This is a genomic window from Microlunatus antarcticus (assembly GCF_014193425.1).
Lineage (GTDB): Bacteria > Actinomycetota > Actinomycetes > Propionibacteriales > Propionibacteriaceae > Microlunatus > Microlunatus antarcticus.
Genome location: NZ_JACHZG010000001.1, coordinates 2211098 through 2226962, shown reverse-complemented (window position 1 = coordinate 2226962; position 15865 = coordinate 2211098). Strand labels below are relative to the sequence as shown.

Annotated in this window: 14 protein-coding genes; 8 read left to right on the top strand and 6 right to left on the bottom strand. The window is 72.9% G+C overall.

Going from position 1 to position 15865, the window contains the following annotated elements; genetic code table 11:
* The first annotated feature begins 7 nt into the window (after nt 1–7).
* From FHX39_RS10380 to FHX39_RS10365, 4 genes are read left to right on the top strand one after another with little or no spacing between them, the layout of a single operon-like run.
* Nucleotides 8–1582, top strand: a complete 1575-nt coding sequence (locus FHX39_RS10380) for an amidohydrolase (protein ID WP_183338163.1) — start codon at nt 8–10, stop codon at nt 1580–1582.
* 59 nt (nt 1583–1641) lie between these two features.
* Nucleotides 1642–3228 (top strand): apolipoprotein N-acyltransferase, encoded by a 1587-nt coding sequence (gene lnt / locus FHX39_RS10375; RefSeq protein ID WP_183338161.1) that lies wholly within the window; start codon nt 1642–1644, stop codon nt 3226–3228.
* Nucleotides 3225–4043 (top strand): polyprenol monophosphomannose synthase, encoded by an 819-nt coding sequence (locus FHX39_RS10370; RefSeq protein ID WP_183338159.1) that lies wholly within the window; start codon nt 3225–3227, stop codon nt 4041–4043. The genes lnt and FHX39_RS10370 overlap by 4 nt, the downstream gene beginning before the upstream one ends.
* Nucleotides 4044–4065: 22 nt before the next feature.
* Complete coding sequence (locus FHX39_RS10365; protein ID WP_183338157.1) at nt 4066–4581, top strand: FxsA family protein; 516 nt, start codon at nt 4066–4068, stop codon at nt 4579–4581.
* A gap of 218 nt (nt 4582–4799) precedes the next feature.
* Here the strand turns inward: FHX39_RS10365 and FHX39_RS10360 are convergent, their stop codons facing one another.
* The 4 genes from FHX39_RS10360 to FHX39_RS10345 are packed head-to-tail and all read right to left on the bottom strand — an operon-like array spanning nt 4800 to nt 7908.
* Nucleotides 4800–5183 carry an RNA polymerase-binding protein RbpA gene (locus tag FHX39_RS10360; protein ID WP_183338155.1) on the bottom strand — a complete coding sequence of 128 codons (384 nt, stop codon included), beginning with the start codon at nt 5181–5183 and terminating at the stop codon, nt 4800–4802.
* Between the two features lie 53 nt (nt 5184–5236).
* Nucleotides 5237–6568, bottom strand: coding sequence for an MFS transporter (locus tag FHX39_RS10355; protein ID WP_183338152.1), 1332 nt, complete (start codon nt 6566–6568; stop codon nt 5237–5239).
* Nucleotides 6565–7347: a glycerophosphodiester phosphodiesterase family protein gene (locus FHX39_RS10350; protein ID WP_183338150.1), complete on the bottom strand. Its 783-nt coding sequence runs from the start codon at nt 7345–7347 to the stop codon at nt 6565–6567. Before FHX39_RS10350 ends, FHX39_RS10355 begins: the two co-directional genes overlap by 4 nt.
* Before the next feature lie 48 nt (nt 7348–7395).
* Entirely contained in the window at nt 7396–7908 is a 513-nt protein-coding gene (locus FHX39_RS10345; RefSeq protein ID WP_183338148.1) for a PGPGW domain-containing protein, read from the bottom strand.
* A 154-nt stretch (nt 7909–8062) separates the two neighbouring features.
* On the opposite strand from FHX39_RS10345, the gene FHX39_RS10340 reads away from it, so the two are divergent.
* Nucleotides 8063–8371 (top strand): putative quinol monooxygenase, encoded by a 309-nt coding sequence (locus FHX39_RS10340; protein WP_183338146.1) that lies wholly within the window; start codon nt 8063–8065, stop codon nt 8369–8371.
* Between the two features lie 25 nt (nt 8372–8396).
* Nucleotides 8397–9251, top strand: coding sequence for a pyridoxal kinase PdxY (gene pdxY, locus FHX39_RS10335; protein WP_183338144.1), 855 nt, complete (start codon nt 8397–8399; stop codon nt 9249–9251).
* 158 nt (nt 9252–9409) lie between these two features.
* On the opposite strand, the gene FHX39_RS10330 is transcribed toward pdxY, so the two are convergent.
* Nucleotides 9410–10933 (bottom strand): helix-turn-helix domain-containing protein, encoded by a 1524-nt coding sequence (locus tag FHX39_RS10330; RefSeq protein WP_183338142.1) that lies wholly within the window; start codon nt 10931–10933, stop codon nt 9410–9412.
* Nucleotides 10934–11060: 127 nt separating this feature from the next.
* Between FHX39_RS10330 and lpdA the strand changes: the two genes are divergently transcribed.
* On the top strand, nt 11061–12461 hold the full coding sequence (gene lpdA, locus FHX39_RS10325) for a dihydrolipoyl dehydrogenase (protein WP_183338140.1): 1401 nt from the start codon (nt 11061–11063) through the stop codon (nt 12459–12461).
* Nucleotides 12462–12492: 31 nt separating this feature from the next.
* Here lpdA and FHX39_RS10320 read toward each other — a convergent pair whose 3' ends face one another.
* A complete protein-coding gene (locus FHX39_RS10320) occupies nt 12493–12669 on the bottom strand; it encodes a hypothetical protein (RefSeq protein WP_183338138.1) in 177 nt (58 codons plus the stop codon).
* A 231-nt stretch (nt 12670–12900) separates the two neighbouring features.
* Between FHX39_RS10320 and FHX39_RS10315 the strand changes: the two genes are divergently transcribed.
* Nucleotides 12901–15810: a helix-turn-helix transcriptional regulator gene (locus tag FHX39_RS10315; protein ID WP_183338136.1), complete on the top strand. Its 2910-nt coding sequence runs from the start codon at nt 12901–12903 to the stop codon at nt 15808–15810.
* Nucleotides 15811–15865: the final 55 nt, after the last annotated feature.

Genomic DNA, 15865 nt, shown 5'->3' with positions numbered 1-15865 from the left:
ACGGCCGGTGCCTGGCAGGCTGGGGCGCGTGATCCTGCACGGCGGCCTGGTGGTCGTCCCCGGCCGTCCGCCCGCCGACGCGCTGGCGGTGAGCCGCGGGCGGGTGATCGCTGTCGGCACGCTCGACGAGGTACGCGCCTCGGCGCCGGGCGACCGGCTGGTCGACCTCGAGGGGCGCCTGGTGACGCCGGCGTTCGTGGACGCGCACATCCACGCGGTGCAGACCGGGCTCGTGATGGCCGGGCTCGACCTCCACGACGTCCGCTCGGTCGACGAGCTGCTGGAACGGGTCCGCCGCTACGTCGACCGCGACCCGAGCCGCGGCGTGGTCCTCGGTCAGGGCTGGGACGAACGGTCCTGGCCCGACCAGCGTCCGCCGACGCGGGCCGAGCTCGACGAGGCCGGCCGGGGCCGTGCGGTCTACCTGGCCCGCGTCGACGTGCACTCGGCCGTCGTCTCCACCGGCCTGCTGGCCGCGCTCCCGCACGTCGACGGCCTCGTCGGCTACCGCCCCGACGGTCTGCTGAGCCAGGACGCGCACCACGCGTGCCGCGGCCGGCTGGACCTGCTGACCACCGACGACGAACGACGTCAGGCGGCCCTCGTCGCCCTGCAGGCGGCGGCCGCTCTCGGCGTCGGCGCCGTCCACGACCTCGGCGGGCCGCACCTCGGGCCGCTGGCCGACCTCACCCGGACGGTCGAGGCCGGCCGCCTCGCCGGGATCGACGTGGTCACGTACTGGGGCGAGCTGGCGGGTGATGCCGCATTCGGCCGGATGGCCGAGGTCGGCGCCCGCGGGCTCGCCGGCGACCTGTGCGTCGACGGCGCGATCGGTTCGCGGACGGCGGCGCTGGTCGACGACTACTCCGACGGTCCCGGTCGCGGCGCGCAGTACCTCGACCTCGACGCCGTGGTCGAGCACCTGCGCGCCTGCACCGAGCGGGGCGTGAGCGGCGGCTTCCACTGCATCGGCGACGCCGGCGTGTCGACCGCGGTCGAGGGGTTGCGCCGGATCGCGGAACAGCTCGGCGACGACCGCGTCCGGGCGGCCCGGCACCGCCTCGAGCACGTCGAGATGGTCGCGGCGGCGGACCTGCCCGTTCTCGCCCGGCTCGGCGTCACGGCGAGCGTGCAGCCCGCCTTCGACGCCGCGTGGGGCGGCCCGGCCGAGCTCTACGCCGAACGCGTGGGCGCGCGAGCCACGACGATGAACCCGTTCGCGTCGATGCTGCGGGCCGGGGTGCCGGTCGCGTTCGGGACCGACGCCCCCGTGACGCCCGTGGCCGGCTGGCAGATGGTGCGCGACGCCGTCGACCACACCCGTCCCGACGAGCGGCTCGACGTGGCCACCGCCTTCGCCTGCGCGACGGTCGGCGGTCAGCTCGCCGCAGGCGTCGACGGCGGCACCCTCGGTCCCGGCTCGGCGGCCACCTTCGCGGTCTGGGACGTCGAGCGGGACCGGCTCGACCCGGCGTCGGGGCTGCCCCGGCTCGAGGCGGGCGACCCGCTGCCGACCTGCGCCGCGACGGTCGTCGACGGCTGGGCCGCGTACGGCTACGGGCTCGTCGGCGACCTCGCCTGAGCGGTTCTGTCCGTCCGCCCCAGTACCCTCACGGTGTGCGGCGGGGGCGGAGCGACGGGGTGCGGTGGGCTCTGGTGGCGCTGCTCGCCGGCCTGGCCACCGGGCTCGCGTGGCAGCCGTACGCGCTGTGGCCGCTGCTGCTCGTCGGCGTCCCGGCCCTCACCCTGCTGTCCCGCGGGAGCCGACCGCGTCGCGCCTTCGGCCGGGGCTACCTCTTCGGCCTGGCCATGCTCGCGATCACCATCTCCTGGGTGCACGTCCTCGGCTGGTGGGTCGCCGCGCTGCTGATCGTCTTCGAGGCGCTCTTCTTCGGCGTGCTCGCGGTCGGGCTGTCCCTCGTCACGCGGCTGCGCTGGTGGCCCGTGCCGGCCGCCGCCTGCTGGGTCGCCGTCGAGCTGGCCTACTCCTCGCTGCCGTTCGGCGGCTTCGGCTGGACCCGGCTCGCGTACGCGGCCGTCGACACGCCGCTGAACGGGTGGTTCCCGATCGTGGGCGTCGCCGGGGTCAGCTTCGGCGTGGCCCTCGTCGGCCAGGTCGTCGCCTGGGTCGTGCTGCTCGTCCGTGAGCGGCGGCCGCGTGTCTTCCCGCGGGTGCTGCCGGCGGCGCTGGTCCTCGTCGCGCTCGGCGCAGCGGGGGTGGGGCTGCGCTCGTTCCAGGTGGAGCCGCTCGCCGGCCGCGACGGGACCGTGACGGTCGGCGTCGTCCAGGGGAACGTCCCCGGCCGCGGCATCGAGGCGCTGGGACGCGCGCGCACCGTGACCAACAACCACCTGTCGGAGAGCGTCGACGTGATGGCCCGGGCCCGGCTCGGCCAGACGGCGGAGCCCGACTTCCTCCTCTGGCCCGAGAACTCGACCGACATCGACCCGGTCCTCGACGCGCAGACCGGCACGACGGTCGCGAGCGCGGCCGCGGTGGCCGGCGTACCGATCCTCGTGGGGGCGGTGACGGAGGGCCCCGGGCCCGACGAGCGGCAGACCACGGCACTGTGGTGGGACCCCGTCCGCGGCCCCGTCGCGACCTACCACAAGCGCAACCTCGTGCCCTTCGGCGAGTGGATCCCGTTCCGCGCGCAGCTCCTGCCGGTCGTGCCGATCTTGCGCGAGGTGGGCTCTCAGTCGATTCCGGGCACCACGCCCGGCGTCCTGGACGTGACGGTCGACGGCCGTCCGCTCAAGGTCGGCGACGTCATCTGCTTCGAGCTCGCGTACGACCGCACGGTCCACGAGACGATGACCAATGGCGCGCAGGTCCTCGTCGTCCAGAGCAACAACGCCACGTACGGCGGCACCGGCCAGATCGAGCAGCAGTTCGCCATCACCCGCGCCCGGGCGATGGAGTCGCGCCGCGAGATCGCGGTCGCGACGACCAACAGCGTGTCGGGCTTCATCGACCGCGACGGCCGCGTCGAGGACCGGACCTCGGAGTTCACCTCAGCCGGGTTCGTGAAGGAGATGCCGCGGCGCTCCGCGCTCACGCCCGCCGTGGTCGCCGGGGCCTGGCCGGCCTGGGCGCTGTCGCTGCTCGCGCTCGTGGCGGTCGTGGTGGCCGGCCGGCGCCGCCCCGTACGCCAGAATGATCCGCGCCCGGAGGCCGCGTCCACGTCCTCCGCCGACCCGACCCCGACGAAAGAGCCGATCCGTTGAGCGAACCGACTCCCAGCACCACCTCCTCGGCCGCCGGTCCTGACTACGGGCGCGTGCTCGTGATCATCCCGACGTACAACGAGTCGGAGAACATCGACACCATCGTCGGCCGGCTCCGGCACGCGGTGCCCGCCGCCGAGGTCCTCGTCGCCGACGACAACTCGCCCGACGGCACCGGTCTGATGGCCGACGCCCTCGCCGCGCGCGACGCGAACGTCCACGTCCTGCACCGGCTCGGCAAGGAGGGCCTGGGCGCCGCGTACCTGGCCGGGTTCCAGTGGGCGCTCGAGCGGGGCTACGACGTCATCATCGAGATGGACGCCGACGGCTCCCACCAGCCCGAGCAGCTGCCCAAGCTGCTTGCCGCCCTCGGTCCCAAGAACGCGCGCCTGGCCGACCTCGTCCTCGGCTCCCGCTGGGTCCGCGGCGGCCGCGTCGTCAACTGGCCGAAGTCGCGCGAGGTGCTGTCCCGCGGGGGCAACCTGTGGACCCGCGTCGCTCTGGGCGTCCCGCTCAAGGACGCGACCGGCGGCTACCGCGTCTTCGACCGTTCGACGCTGCTCGGGATCGGCCTCGACGACGTCGCGTCGGCGGGCTACTGCTTCCAGGTGGACCTCGTGTGGCGGGCGGTGAAGCAGGGTTTCCGGGTCGTCGAGGTGCCCATCACCTTTGTCGAGCGGCAGTACGGTGACTCCAAGATGAGTCAGCGGATCGTCGTCGAGGCGCTGCTGCGGACGACTGTCTGGGGGGCCAGGCACCGCGCCGAGCAGGTCAAGAGCCTCGTCCGGGGCCGCAAGCAGACCGAGCTGACGTGACCAGGACGGGCGGGAGCCGGAGATGAAGCTGCGGAGCGGATGGCCGCTGGCCGTGTTCGTGATGCTCCTCGTCGCGATCCCGATCTTCGAGGTCTACGTCCTCGTCCAGGTCGGGCAGCGCATCGGCGTCCTGCCGACCGTGGCGATCCTCGTCGTCGAGGCCGTCATCGGCGCCTGGCTGCTGCGCCGCGAGGGCAGTCGGGCGTGGAAAGCGCTGGACGATGCGTTCCGCGGCGGGCGGATCCCGAGCGGTGAGCTCGCGGACGCCGCGCTGGTGCTCGTCGGCGGGGTGCTGCTGATGCTGCCGGGCTTCGTCACCGACGTGCTCGGCCTGTTCTTCCTGATCCCTTTCACCCGCCCGTTCGCGCGCAAGGTGGTGGCCTTCTTCCTGGCCCGCCGCCTCAGCCGCGCCGGTCTCGTCCCGGGCAGTCTCAACCCGTACGCCCGCGGCACCGTGGTCGAGGGCGAGGTCGTCCCCGACGGAGAGACGGTCACCGTCAGCCCCGACCAGATCGAGTCCGGCCGCCCCCAGGCCTGACCGCCTCCTCCAGGCCCGCCTGAGGCGCGTTCCTCGGCGTCGACCTCAGGTTTTTCACGTTCACGTGAAAAACCGTCGCTGACCACGGCGTATCTGGTGCGTTCAGCGCGGGTTTTTCACGCGAACGTGAAAAACCTGGGGCGCGTGGGACGGACGGAAAACACAAGAACCGCCCCGGACGAGGTCCGAGGCGGTTCTGAGGTCTGCGGGAGCAGAGGTTACGCGGTCTTCTTCGACGGGCGCGCGGAGCGCGTGAACGCCGTGGAACCGAGCTCGCCGGCGCGGAGGAGCGTCAGGCGCTCGGCCAGCAGCTCCTCGAGCTCGGCGATCGAGCGGCGCTCACGCAGCATGTCCCAGTGCGTACGGACCGGCTTCTCCTCCTTGGCCTCCGGGCGGATGCCGTCGGAACGGAGCGACTCGGCCCCGCAGCGGGGGCACTCCCAGAGGGCGGGGATCTCGGCCTCGGACGAGAACACCATGGTGAAGTGGTGCTGGCGGGCGCAGTCGTACCCGACTTCCTGACGAGCGGCGAACTCCACGCCAGCCTCGTCCTCGAAGCTCTTCGAGCCGAGCCCGGTGCCGCGCAATGATCGATCGGCCATGAAGTGCAACCTTCCTGAAGAACGTTGAGCCCGATATTCCGGTCTCAGGGGGTCTAACTGACGGGCGCGGCGATATGTTCCGCCGCACGTGGAGGCGTGACCCGCGTCATGGCCAGGGCCCCCGCCGCCAGCACCAACGCGATGCCCACGATACCGACCCGGTCTGAGAACAGTGCTGAGAAGACCGCGAACAGCGCCGGAGCCAGGAACGAGGCGGCCCGGCCGGTGGTCGTGTAGAGCCCGAACATCTCGCCCTCGCGCCCCTTCGGCGCGATCCGGGCCAGGAACGACCGCGAGCTGGCCTGCGCCGGGCCCACCCACAGGCACAGGGCCAGGCCGAAGACCCAGAACAGCGTGGTGCCGGACACGAAGAGCAGGACCACGCACGACACGATCAGCCCGACCAGCGACACCATGATGATCCGCTTCGGCCCGACGACGTCCTCCACCCGGCCCAGCACGAGGGCGCCGAGCGCCGCGACGACGTTGGCCGCGACACCGAAGACGAGCACGGTCGCCGGGGCCATGCCGTAGACGCTGACGGCGAGGATCGCGCCGAAGCTGAAGACGGCGGCCAGCCCGTCGCGGTAGAGGGCGGAGGCGACGAGGAACCGGACGGCGTTGCGGTCGCGGTGCCACAGCGAGCGCACGTCGCGGACGAGCAGCCGGTACGAGTCGACGATCCCGACGCGCCGCTGGGCCGGGCCGGGCGCCACCTCGGGCACGGCGAAGAAGACGGCCGAGCCGAAGACGAGGAACCACACGGCCGAGAAGACCGCCACCGCGCGGATGTCGAGGCCGCCCGCGTTGGTGACGCCGAACCAGCCGACCTGCGGCGCGATGAACCCGAAGTAGCAGATGAGCAGCAGGAAGATGCCGCCGAAGTAGCCCATCGACCAGCCGAACCCGGAGACGCGTCCGATCGAGGCCGGCGTCGAGACCTGCGGCAGCATCGCGTTGTAGGAGACGCCGGCGAACTCGTTGAAGATCCCGCCCGCGGCGAGCAGCACGAGCGCCAGCCACAGGTACGACGGCTCGTCGCGGACGCCGAACATCGCCAGCATGACGAGGAAGACGAGCGCGGACCAGATCGCCAGGTTCCGCCGGCGGTGGCCCCCGGCGTCCGAGCGCTGCCCCGTGACCGGCGCGATCAGCGCGATGAACAGGCCGGCCACCGCGGTGGAGATGCCCAGCCAGGTGTTCGCCGTGAACCCGCCGGGCCGGGCGTCGCCGACCACGCCGGCCACGACGTACGGGCCGAAGACGAAGGACACGATGACCGCGTTCCAGGAGGACGAGCCCCAGTCCCACAGGGACCAGGCGAGCACCCGCCGGCGGGCGACGGGTACCTCCGGGGCCGAGGTGGGCCCAGCCACCGTGCTCACGACCAGAGCCCGCGCTCGAGCAGGACCGTCTTGAGCGTGTCCGGCCGGTCGGTGAAGACGCCGTCCACGCCGAGGTCGACCAGGCGCTCGAGCGTCGGCTGGTCGTCGACCGTCCACACGTGCACCTGCTTGCCGCGCCGGTGGGCGGCGCGGACGAAGGCAGGGGTGGTGATGCGGACCGTACGGCCCCCGATCCGAGTGAACAGCGGCACCTGCAGCGCGGGCGCGGGTGAGTCGAGAACCCGGGTCAGCCACGGGGCGAAGCGGGTGAGGACCACCCCACGCGAGCTGACGGCGGTGGGCACGCGGGGGCCGAGCCGGCGGCGCAGCCGGTGCAGCCGGGCGGGCGAGAACGAGCTCACGCACACCCGGTCGTACGCGTCGTGGGCGCCGATCGCGTCGGCCAGCAGGTCGACGGCCGGCTCCGACTTGGCGTCGACGTTGAAGCGCGCGGTGGGGAACGCCTCGAGCAGCTCGGTGAACGTGGGGATTGGGTCGCGCCCACCGATCCGGACTCCGACGAGCTCGGCGCTGGTGCGACTCGCGACGGCGCCGGAGCCGTCCGTGACGCGGTCGAGCAGCGGGTCGTGGAACGCGAGCAGCGCGCCGTCGGCGGTGGCGTGGACGTCGGTCTCCAGGTAGCGGTAGCCGAGCGCGACGGCCTCGGCGAAGGCGTGGCGGGTGTTCTCCCGGCCGACGTTCGGGGCGTACCCGGCGCCCCCGCGATGGGCGAAGGCCAGGAACGGTGCGTCGAAGAAGGCGTACTCGGCGGCGCGCACGCCGTCATCATGTCAGCCGGCGGGCCGGCGGAGGGTCTGGCGGGCGACTCAGCCGGGGATGTCGACGCCGGGCAGGACCGCGAGGACGCGGTCGACCTCGAACGGGATCCACGTCGGCGGACCGACGGCGGCGAGGTAGCCCCAGCCGATCAGGCCGCACGCGGCGAGGAAGACGAGCCAGGAGACGATCTTCCGGCGCCGGGTCCACCCCTGGTAGACGTGCAGGGCGTGCTTGAGCCGCAGCATCAGCCGGTGCGCCCACCGGAACTCGCTTGCCCAGACGGCGAGGCCGCCGAGGATGAGGGGGATGCCGCCGGGGCCGGGGAGCCAGCCGGTGGCGAGGCCCAGGAGGACCAGCAGCAGGCCGATGGCGGCGACGACGGCGCGGTAGATGCGGAGCTGGTGCGGGTTGGCGCGGATGCGGCGCCGCCAGGCCCAGCGGTCCTCGTGCGGTGCGCGCAGGGGCGGCTCGAGGTCGGACGTCGAGTCCTGGCTGTGGGGGGACGGGCTCTTGTCGGCAGGGGTCCCCGGGCGGGCCTGTTCGTCGACCCAGCCGGACATGTCGGCCAGCCTACGGTCGTCAAGCAAGACACGCCGAGGGGGCGGGCAAGTTCTCGTCGCTCCCTCAGGACCGGTCGTCGGCGTCCCCGCGGAACCGCCAGACTGTGACCGGTCCATCCACCTCGTCCGTCCGCATCCCAGCCCCGGAGGTCTCGTGCCCGTCGTCGTCACCGCTGTGTTCCACCCCGTCCCCGGCCGCAAGGACGACCTCGTCGAGGCGTTGCGGTCGACGATCCCTGCCGTGCACGCCGAGGCGGGCTGCCTGCTCTACGCCATCCACGACGCGGACGACGGCACGGTCACGATGATCGAGAAGTGGGAGTCGGCCGCCGACCTCGAGGCCCACGCCTCCGGCTCGGCCGTCAAGCCGTTGCAGGCGGCCACGGGCGAGCTCCTGGCGGAGCCGGTCCGCGTGGTGACCATGGAGCCGATCCCGGTCGGTGGCTCCGCCGGGACGCTCTGAGCCCGGATCCGTCGAGGCTCGTCCCATGACCACGATCCTGTCGATCCAGTCGAGCGTCGCGTACGGCCACGTCGGCAACAGCGCGGCGACGTTCCCGCTGATGCGGATGGGCGTCGAGGTGTGGCCGGTGATCACGGTGCACTTCTCGAACAACACCGGCTACCCCTCGTGGCGCGGGCCGCTCCTGACGGCGGACGACGTCCGCGAGGTGGTGCGGGGGATCGACGAGCTCGGGGTGCTGGGGGAGTGCGACGCGGTGCTCTCGGGCTACCAGGGAGCGGCCGACAGCGGCTCGGCGATCCTCGAGGCCGTGGCGCTGGTCAAGCAGCGCAACCCGGCCGCGCTCTACTGCTGCGACCCGGTCCTCGGGGACGTCGGGCGCGGGTTCTTCGTGGCTCCGGGGATCCCCGAGCTGATGCGTGACGCCGTCGTGCCGCAGGCGCAGGTGATCACGCCGAACCAGTTCGAGCTCGAGTTCCTCACCGGGCGGACGGTACGGACGTTCGCCGACGTCGTCGCGGCGGCCCAGGCGGCTCGCGCGCTCGGGCCGGAGACGGTCCTCGTCACCAGCGTCGACGTCGAGGACGCCGAGCCCGGCACGCTCGACCTGGTCGTCGCGACCGGCGCGGGCGCTTGGCGCGTCACGACGCCGCGCCTCGACGGGCTGTTCCAGGGAGCCGGCGACCTGACCGCGGCCGTGTTCCTGGCGCGCCTGCTGCAGACCGACGACCCCGCCGACGCCGCCGCGTGGACGGCCTCGGTGGTGTTCGGCGTCCTCGACGCGACGCGGCGTTCCGGTCGGCGCGAGCTCGAGCTCGTCGCGGCGCAGGACGAGCTCGTACGCCCGTCGCGCCGCTTCGAGGCCGTACGCCTCACGTAGCGAGCGGGACTGCTCCGACGCGTTTGAAGCTCGACCACTACCGGATCGGGCGCCTCTGCCTGGACGACCGGACGGGCACGACATGCTTTTCGTCGTGCCCGGCAGGGAGGAAGGCAGAGGGTTGGAGCCCGACCCGCGCCGGAGCGAAGCGGAGGCAATTAATCTCTGAAGACCTCGATGTCGGCGCCAAGGAGGTTGAGGCGGTTGGCCAGGTCCTCGTAGCCGCGGTTGATCACGTACACGTCGCGGAGGACGGACTCACCGCGGGCGGCGAGCATGCCGAGCAGGATGCAGACGGCCGGGCGCAGCGCGGGCGGGCAGACGACCTGGGTCCCGCGCCAGCGGGTCGGGCCCTCGACGATCACGCGGTGCGGGTCGAGGAGCTGGACACGGGCGCCGAGGCGGTTGAGCTCGGTGAGGTAGATCGCCCGGTTCTCGTAGACCCAGTCGTGGATGATCGTCTTGCCCTCGGCGCTGGCCGCGATGACCGCGAAGAACGGCAGGTTGTCGATGTTAAGCCCGGGGAACGGCATCGGGTGGATCTTGTCGATCGGCGCGTGCAGGACCGACGGCTTGACCGTCAGGTCGACGAGGCGGGTGTGCCCGTTCGCGGCGACGTACTCGGTGCCGAGGTCGAACTCGAGGCCCATCTCCTCGAGGATCGCCAGCTCGATCTCCAGGAACTCGATCGGCGCGCGCTGGATCGTCAGCTCGGACTGCGTGACGATCGCGGCGGTGATCAGGCTCATCGCCTCGATCGGGTCCTCCGACGGCGCGAACTCCACGTCGGTGTTGATGCTCTCCACCCCGTGCACCTGCAGCGTGGTGGTGCCGATGCCGTCGATCTCGACGCCGAGGCGGGTCAGGAAGACGCAGAGGTCCTGGACCATGTAGTTGGGGCTGGCGTTGCGGATGACCGTGACGCCGGGGGAGAGCGCGGCGGCGAGCAGCGCGTTCTCGGTGACGGTGTCGCCCCGCTCGGTCAGCGTGATCGGCCGCGCGGGCTCGGTGGCGTCGACCGTGCAGCGGTAGAAGCCCTCGGTCGGGACGACGTCGAGGCCAAAGCGGCGCAGCACCTGCAGGTGGGGCTCGATCGTGCGGGCACCCAGGTCGCAGCCGCCGGCGTACGGGAGGGAGAAGTCGGCGTACGAGTGCAGCAGCGGGCCCAGGAACATGATCACTGAGCGCGTGCGGCGGGCGGCCTCGACGTCCATGGCCGCCAGGTCGAGCTCCTCGGGCCGGTTGAGCTCGAGGTCGGCGCCGCCGTTCAGCCAGCGGGCCTGCACGCCGATGCTGGTCAGCACCTCGAGGATCCGGTTGACCTCCTCGATGCGCGCGATGCCCCGGATGACCGTCCGGCCCCGGTTGAGGAGGCTGGCGCAGAGCAGGGCGACGGCGGCGTTCTTGGAGCTGCGGACCTCGATGGTCCCGTTGAGCTTGACCCCGCCCTGCACCCGCAGGTGCTGGGGCGCGGGCTGGCCGACCGAGATGAGCGGCGCGTCCAGCGCGGCGGCGATGCGGTTGACCATCTCGAGACTGAGGTTCTGGTTACCGGCCTCGATGCGGTGCACGGCGCTCTGACTGGTGCCGAGGACGTCCGCGAGCTGGGTCTGGGTCAGGCCGCGGTGCTTGCGCGCGCTCCTGATCAGTCCGCCGATACGGTCGAGGTCTGTGGTGGTCACACGCCCGACGATAACTCACATGTGAGATTTTTCTTCAACCACGGGGCGTGTCGGGGTGTCGTCCGGTGGGGGAAAGGCCCCATGACCACCTCGGCCGGGCCTTCGCCGCGACCCCTAGGCTAGCGACATGAGCGATCACTACGACGTCGTCGTGCTGGGCGCCGGACCGGGTGGCTACGTCGCCGCCGTCCGCGCCGCACAGCTGGGTCTGTCCGCGGCCATCATCGAGCTGAAGTACTGGGGCGGCGTCTGCAACAACGTCGGCTGCATCCCCACCAAGGCCCTGCTGCGCAACGCCGAGATCGCCCACCTCTTCACCCACGAGGCGAAGACCTTCGGCATCGGCGGCGACGTCACGTTCGACTTCGGCGTCGCGTTCAAGCGCAGCCGGACCGTGGCCGACCGAATGGCCAAGGGCGTGCACTTCCTCATGAAGAAGAACAAGGTCACCGAGATCGACGGGTGGGCCACGTTCGTCGACGACCACACCTTCGACGTCGCGCTGAACAAGGGCGGCAACCAGACCGTCACCTTCGACAACGTCATCATCGCGGCCGGTGCGACCACGCGCCTGCTGCCGGGCACCTCGCTCAGCGAGCGCGTCGTGACGTACGAGGAGCAGATCCTCACCGAGGAGCTGCCCGGCTCGATCATCATCGCCGGGTCGGGCGCGATCGGGACCGAGTTCGCGTACGTGCTGGCCAACTACGGCGTCGACGTCACGATCGTCGAGTTCCTGGACCGGATGGTGCCGCTGGAGGACCCGGAGATCTCCGCCGAGCTGCAGAAGGCGTACAAGAAGCTCGGCGTGAAGGTGCTGACCAGCACCAAGGTCGAGGGCATCGACGACTCGGGCGACAAGGTCAAGGTGAGCGTCTCCCCGGCGAAGGGCGGCGACACCCAGATCCTCGAGGCCGACAAGGTCATGCAGGCCATCGGCTTCGCGCCGCGGACCGAGGGCTACGGCCTCGACAAGATCGGTGTGCACCTCGGCGCGCGCGGGGCGATCGAGATCGACGACTCCATGCGGACGAACCTCCCGCACGTGTACGCCATCGGCGACGTCACCGGCAAGCTCCTGCTCGCCCACACCGCCGAGGCCCAGGCCGTCGTGGCGGCGGAGACGATCGCCGGCGCCGAGACCATGGCGATCAACTACGACATGATCCCGCGGGCGACCTACTGCCAGCCGCAGATCGGCTCCTTCGGCTACACCGAGGCGCAGGCCAAGGACAAGGGCTACGACGTCAAGGTCGCCAAGTTCCCGTTCACCGCGAACGGCAAGGCGCACGGCCTCGGCGAGGCCACCGGCTTCGTCAAGCTCGTCGCCGACGCCAAGTACGGCGAGATCCTCGGCCTGCACATGATCGGCCCGGACGTCACCGAGCTGCTGCCCGAGTTCACCCTCGCCCAGCTCTGGGACCTCACGGCCGAAGAGGTCGCCCGCAACGTGCACGCCCACCCGACGCTGTCCGAGGCCCTCAAGGAGGTCGCGCACGGCATCGAGGGGCACATGATCAACCTGTAGGCGGTCGGCGGCCGCTCCACCGGACGAGTCGTCAGTGGCTCAGGTGGAGCAGCCGACGCAGGCCGCCCGGGCGGGCCGTGCGGTGCTCCCGCGTCGCCCAGCGGTTCAGCACGGCGGGCGGCTGGCCCTCCGCGGCGAGCCGGTCGAGCGCAGCGATGTCCTGCAGCTCGGCGATCCTGGCGCTGTTCTCGTACTCGTTGAGTCCCATGGCGATCTCCTGCGTCCCGGGGGCTCTGGTCGAACCCCTCATGACGGTGAATCTCGTCGTGAGCCAGAGGCCGCGCATCAGGAGTTCGGCCTGATCAGCACACGTTTCTCGGGCCAGTCGTCGTCTGAGGTGGGGCCCGGCGGCGTCTGAGGTACCTCAGATGTGCCGACCACACCGCACGACGGCGTCACGGCTGCCGTTCCGTCGGTGGCGGCTGCGAGGATGACGCTCGTGCCCACCCCCGCCCCGCCGCTTGTCGGGCGTACCCACGAGCTCGAGGAGCTGGCCATGCGGGCGGGCGTCGTCGAGCCGGCCGGCCACGGCTCCGTGCTCCTGGGCGGCGACGCCGGCATCGGCAAGTCCCGCCTGCTGGGCGCCCTCGCGGAACGGGCCCGGGCGTACGGCTGGGACGTGGCGGTCGGGCACTGCCTCGACCTCGGCGGCAGCCCCGTGCCCTACCTCCCGTTCACCGAGCTGGCCGGTCGCCTCGCCGCTGTCCACCCGGAGCCCGTCGCCGAGCTCACGGCCCGGCACCCGTCGCTGCGGCGGCTCGTGGCCTCGGGGGCGGGAGCGTCCTCGACCGAGCCGGCCGAGCGGGGGCTGTTCTTCGAGGCCGTGCACGCGACCCTGTCGACGCTGGCCACGGAGCAGCCGCTCCTCGTGGTGGTCGAGGACCTGCACTGGGCCGACCAGTCCACGTACGACCTGCTCACGTTCCTGCTCACGCGCGGCTCCGGTGACCGGGTCGGGCTGGTCTGCTCCTACCGCAGCGACGACCTGCACCGCCGGCACCCGCTGCGCCCGCTGCTCGCGGCCTGGAACCGGCTGGCCGGCGTGAACCGCCTCGAGCTCGGGCCGTTGCCGGACGACGACGTCCGCGCCCTGGTCGGCTCCCTGCGCTCCGAGCCGACCACCGCCGCCGAGCTCCAGGACGTGGTCGAGCGGGCGGAGGGGAACGCGTTCTTCGCCGAAGAGCTGGTGGCCGCCATCGGCACCTCGGACACGCCGCGGGACCTGGCCGACCTGATGCTGCTGCGGGTCGACCAGCTCGACCCCGACGCCCGGCTCGTGGCCCGCGCCCTGGCCGTGGGCGGTCACGGGCTCCCCGACGCCCTGCTCGGCGAGGTCACGGGGCTCCAGCCCGATCGCTTCGAGGTGGCCGTGCGGTCGGCCCTGGACCGCAACGTCCTCCTCAGCGACCGCGACGGCTACGGCTTCCGGCACTCGATGCTGGGCGAGGCGATCGAGGCCGATCTCCTGCCCGGCGAGCGGGCCCGGCTGCACGACGCGTTCACGGCGGCCCTCGCCGGTCGGACGGACCGCGGCGCCTCCGCCGACCTCGCTCGGCACGCGCTCGCCGCCGGACGGCTGCCCGAGGCCTTCGCCGCCAGCGTGCGCGCCGGTGACGAGGCCGCGGCGGCGGGTGGTCCGGACGAGGCCGCGCGCCACTACGCCCGGGCCCTCGACCTCGTCTCGGCCGGCCGCGTGCAGCTCGCCGACGTCGACCCGCCGGTCGAGCTCGTCGGGCTCGTCGAGCGCGCGGTCTCCGCCACCGCAGCCGCGGGGATGGCGCGCCGGGCGGAGGGGCTGGCGGCGACCGAGCTCGCGCGGCTGCCGGCCGACGCCGCGCCCGCGGACCGGGCCCGCCTGCTGATCGCCCTCGTCGAGGCCGCCGAGGTGTACGAGACGACGTCGGACCTGGTCGGCCTGGCGGGTGAGGCCGAGCGTCTGGTGCCGGCCGAGCCTCCGACCGCGCTGCGGGCCCGGACGGTCACGGCGCTCGCGTCGGCGCTGGTGCTGTCGGGGCGGCTCGACGCGGCGGTCGGCTGGGCCGAGGAAGGACTGGCGATGCCGCCCGAGCTCCGGCCGGGGGAGACGACGGTCAAGCTGCGGACGGTGGTGGCCCGGGTCACCGAGCGGCGCGGGGACAGCGCGGGGTCCGAGCGCATCCTCGGCGAGCTCGCCGAGGCGCTGCACGCGGCCGACGACCCGGCCGAGGTGCGCATCCGCCACCAGCTCGGCGGGGTCCTGCTCGAGGAGGGCCGGCTGACCGAGTCGCTCGGGTCGTACCGGCGCGCCGCCGAGCTGAGCACCCGGCTGGGGCTGCCGTTCGCCCCCTACGGCGCCGAGGCGCGGGTGTACGCGGGCCTCGTCTGCTACCAGCTCGGCCGCTGGGACGACGCGCTCGCCCTGGCCCGGGACGCCGTCGACCAGGCGCCGTCGTTGCCCGCTGCCGCGCTGGCCGCGGTCGAGCTCCTCGTCCGGGCCGGACGGGGGGACCGTGCGGGCTGGGCGGCCGTGCTCGAACGGACCCGTCCCGAGTGGACGGCCGAGGGGATGGTCGCGATGCAGAGCGCCGCGGCCGCCATCGACCTCCACGGGGACGCCGGCGACCTCGACGGGGCGCTCGCGGTCCACGACGCCGTCGTCGTGACGATGACCTCTCTGTGGGGGTCGCCGGCCTTCCAGGGCCGGATCAGGCTGACCGGGCTGCTGCTCGGTCAGCTCGCGCCCCAGCTCGCCGGCCTCGACCCGGACCGGCGCTCGGCGCTGCTGTCGCTGGCCGAACGACTCGCCGCCGAGGCCGAAGGGTGGACCGAAGCCGGTCGGCACCGGGTGCCGGGCTCGGAGGGTCAGGCGTGGCTGCACCGGGTCCGCGCGGAGCACCTGCGGCTGCGCTGGCTGGCCTCGCAGCCGACCGACGCCGACGAGCTCCGCTCCGCCTGGGCCGGCAGCGTGGCCGGCTTCGCGGCGTACGGGCACGTCTTCGAGACGGCACGGTCGCAGGCGCGGCTCGCCGTCGCGCTCCGGGCGACCGGTCACGAGGCCGACGCCACGGCGGCCGCGTCGGCCTCCCTGGAGGTGGCCCGCGCCCTCGGGGCCCGACCGTTGCTGGACGAGGTCCGACCGCTCGTCGGTCGCGGGGACGCGTCCGGGGCAGGCGGCGACGTGCTGACCCCGCGCGAGGCGGAGGTCCTGGCCCTCGTCGCCGAGGGCGGGAGCAACCGCGACGTGGGTCAGCGGCTCTTCATCAGCACCAAGACGGCGAGCGTGCACGTCTCGAACATCCTCGCCAAGCTCGGCGCGCGCAGCCGTACGGAGGCCGTCTCGATCGCCCGGCGCCGCGGGCTGCTCGACTGAGGGCTGCTGGTCGAGGGACGGGGGCATGTCCGGCGAGGCTCCGCGTCGCTAGCCT

Coding starts and splice junctions, on each gene's coding strand:
- FHX39_RS10365 (WP_183338157.1), top strand. CDS start 4,066: ATGAAGCTGCGGAGCGGATGGCCGCTGGCCGTGTTCGTGATGCTCCTC.
- FHX39_RS10360 (WP_183338155.1), bottom strand. CDS start 5,183: ATGGCCGATCGATCATTGCGCGGCACCGGGCTCGGCTCGAAGAGCTTC.
- FHX39_RS10345 (WP_183338148.1), bottom strand. CDS start 7,908: ATGTCCGGCTGGGTCGACGAACAGGCCCGCCCGGGGACCCCTGCCGAC.
- pdxY (WP_183338144.1), top strand. CDS start 8,397: ATGACCACGATCCTGTCGATCCAGTCGAGCGTCGCGTACGGCCACGTC.
- lpdA (WP_183338140.1), top strand. CDS start 11,061: ATGAGCGATCACTACGACGTCGTCGTGCTGGGCGCCGGACCGGGTGGC.
- FHX39_RS10320 (WP_183338138.1), bottom strand. CDS start 12,669: ATGGGACTCAACGAGTACGAGAACAGCGCCAGGATCGCCGAGCTGCAG.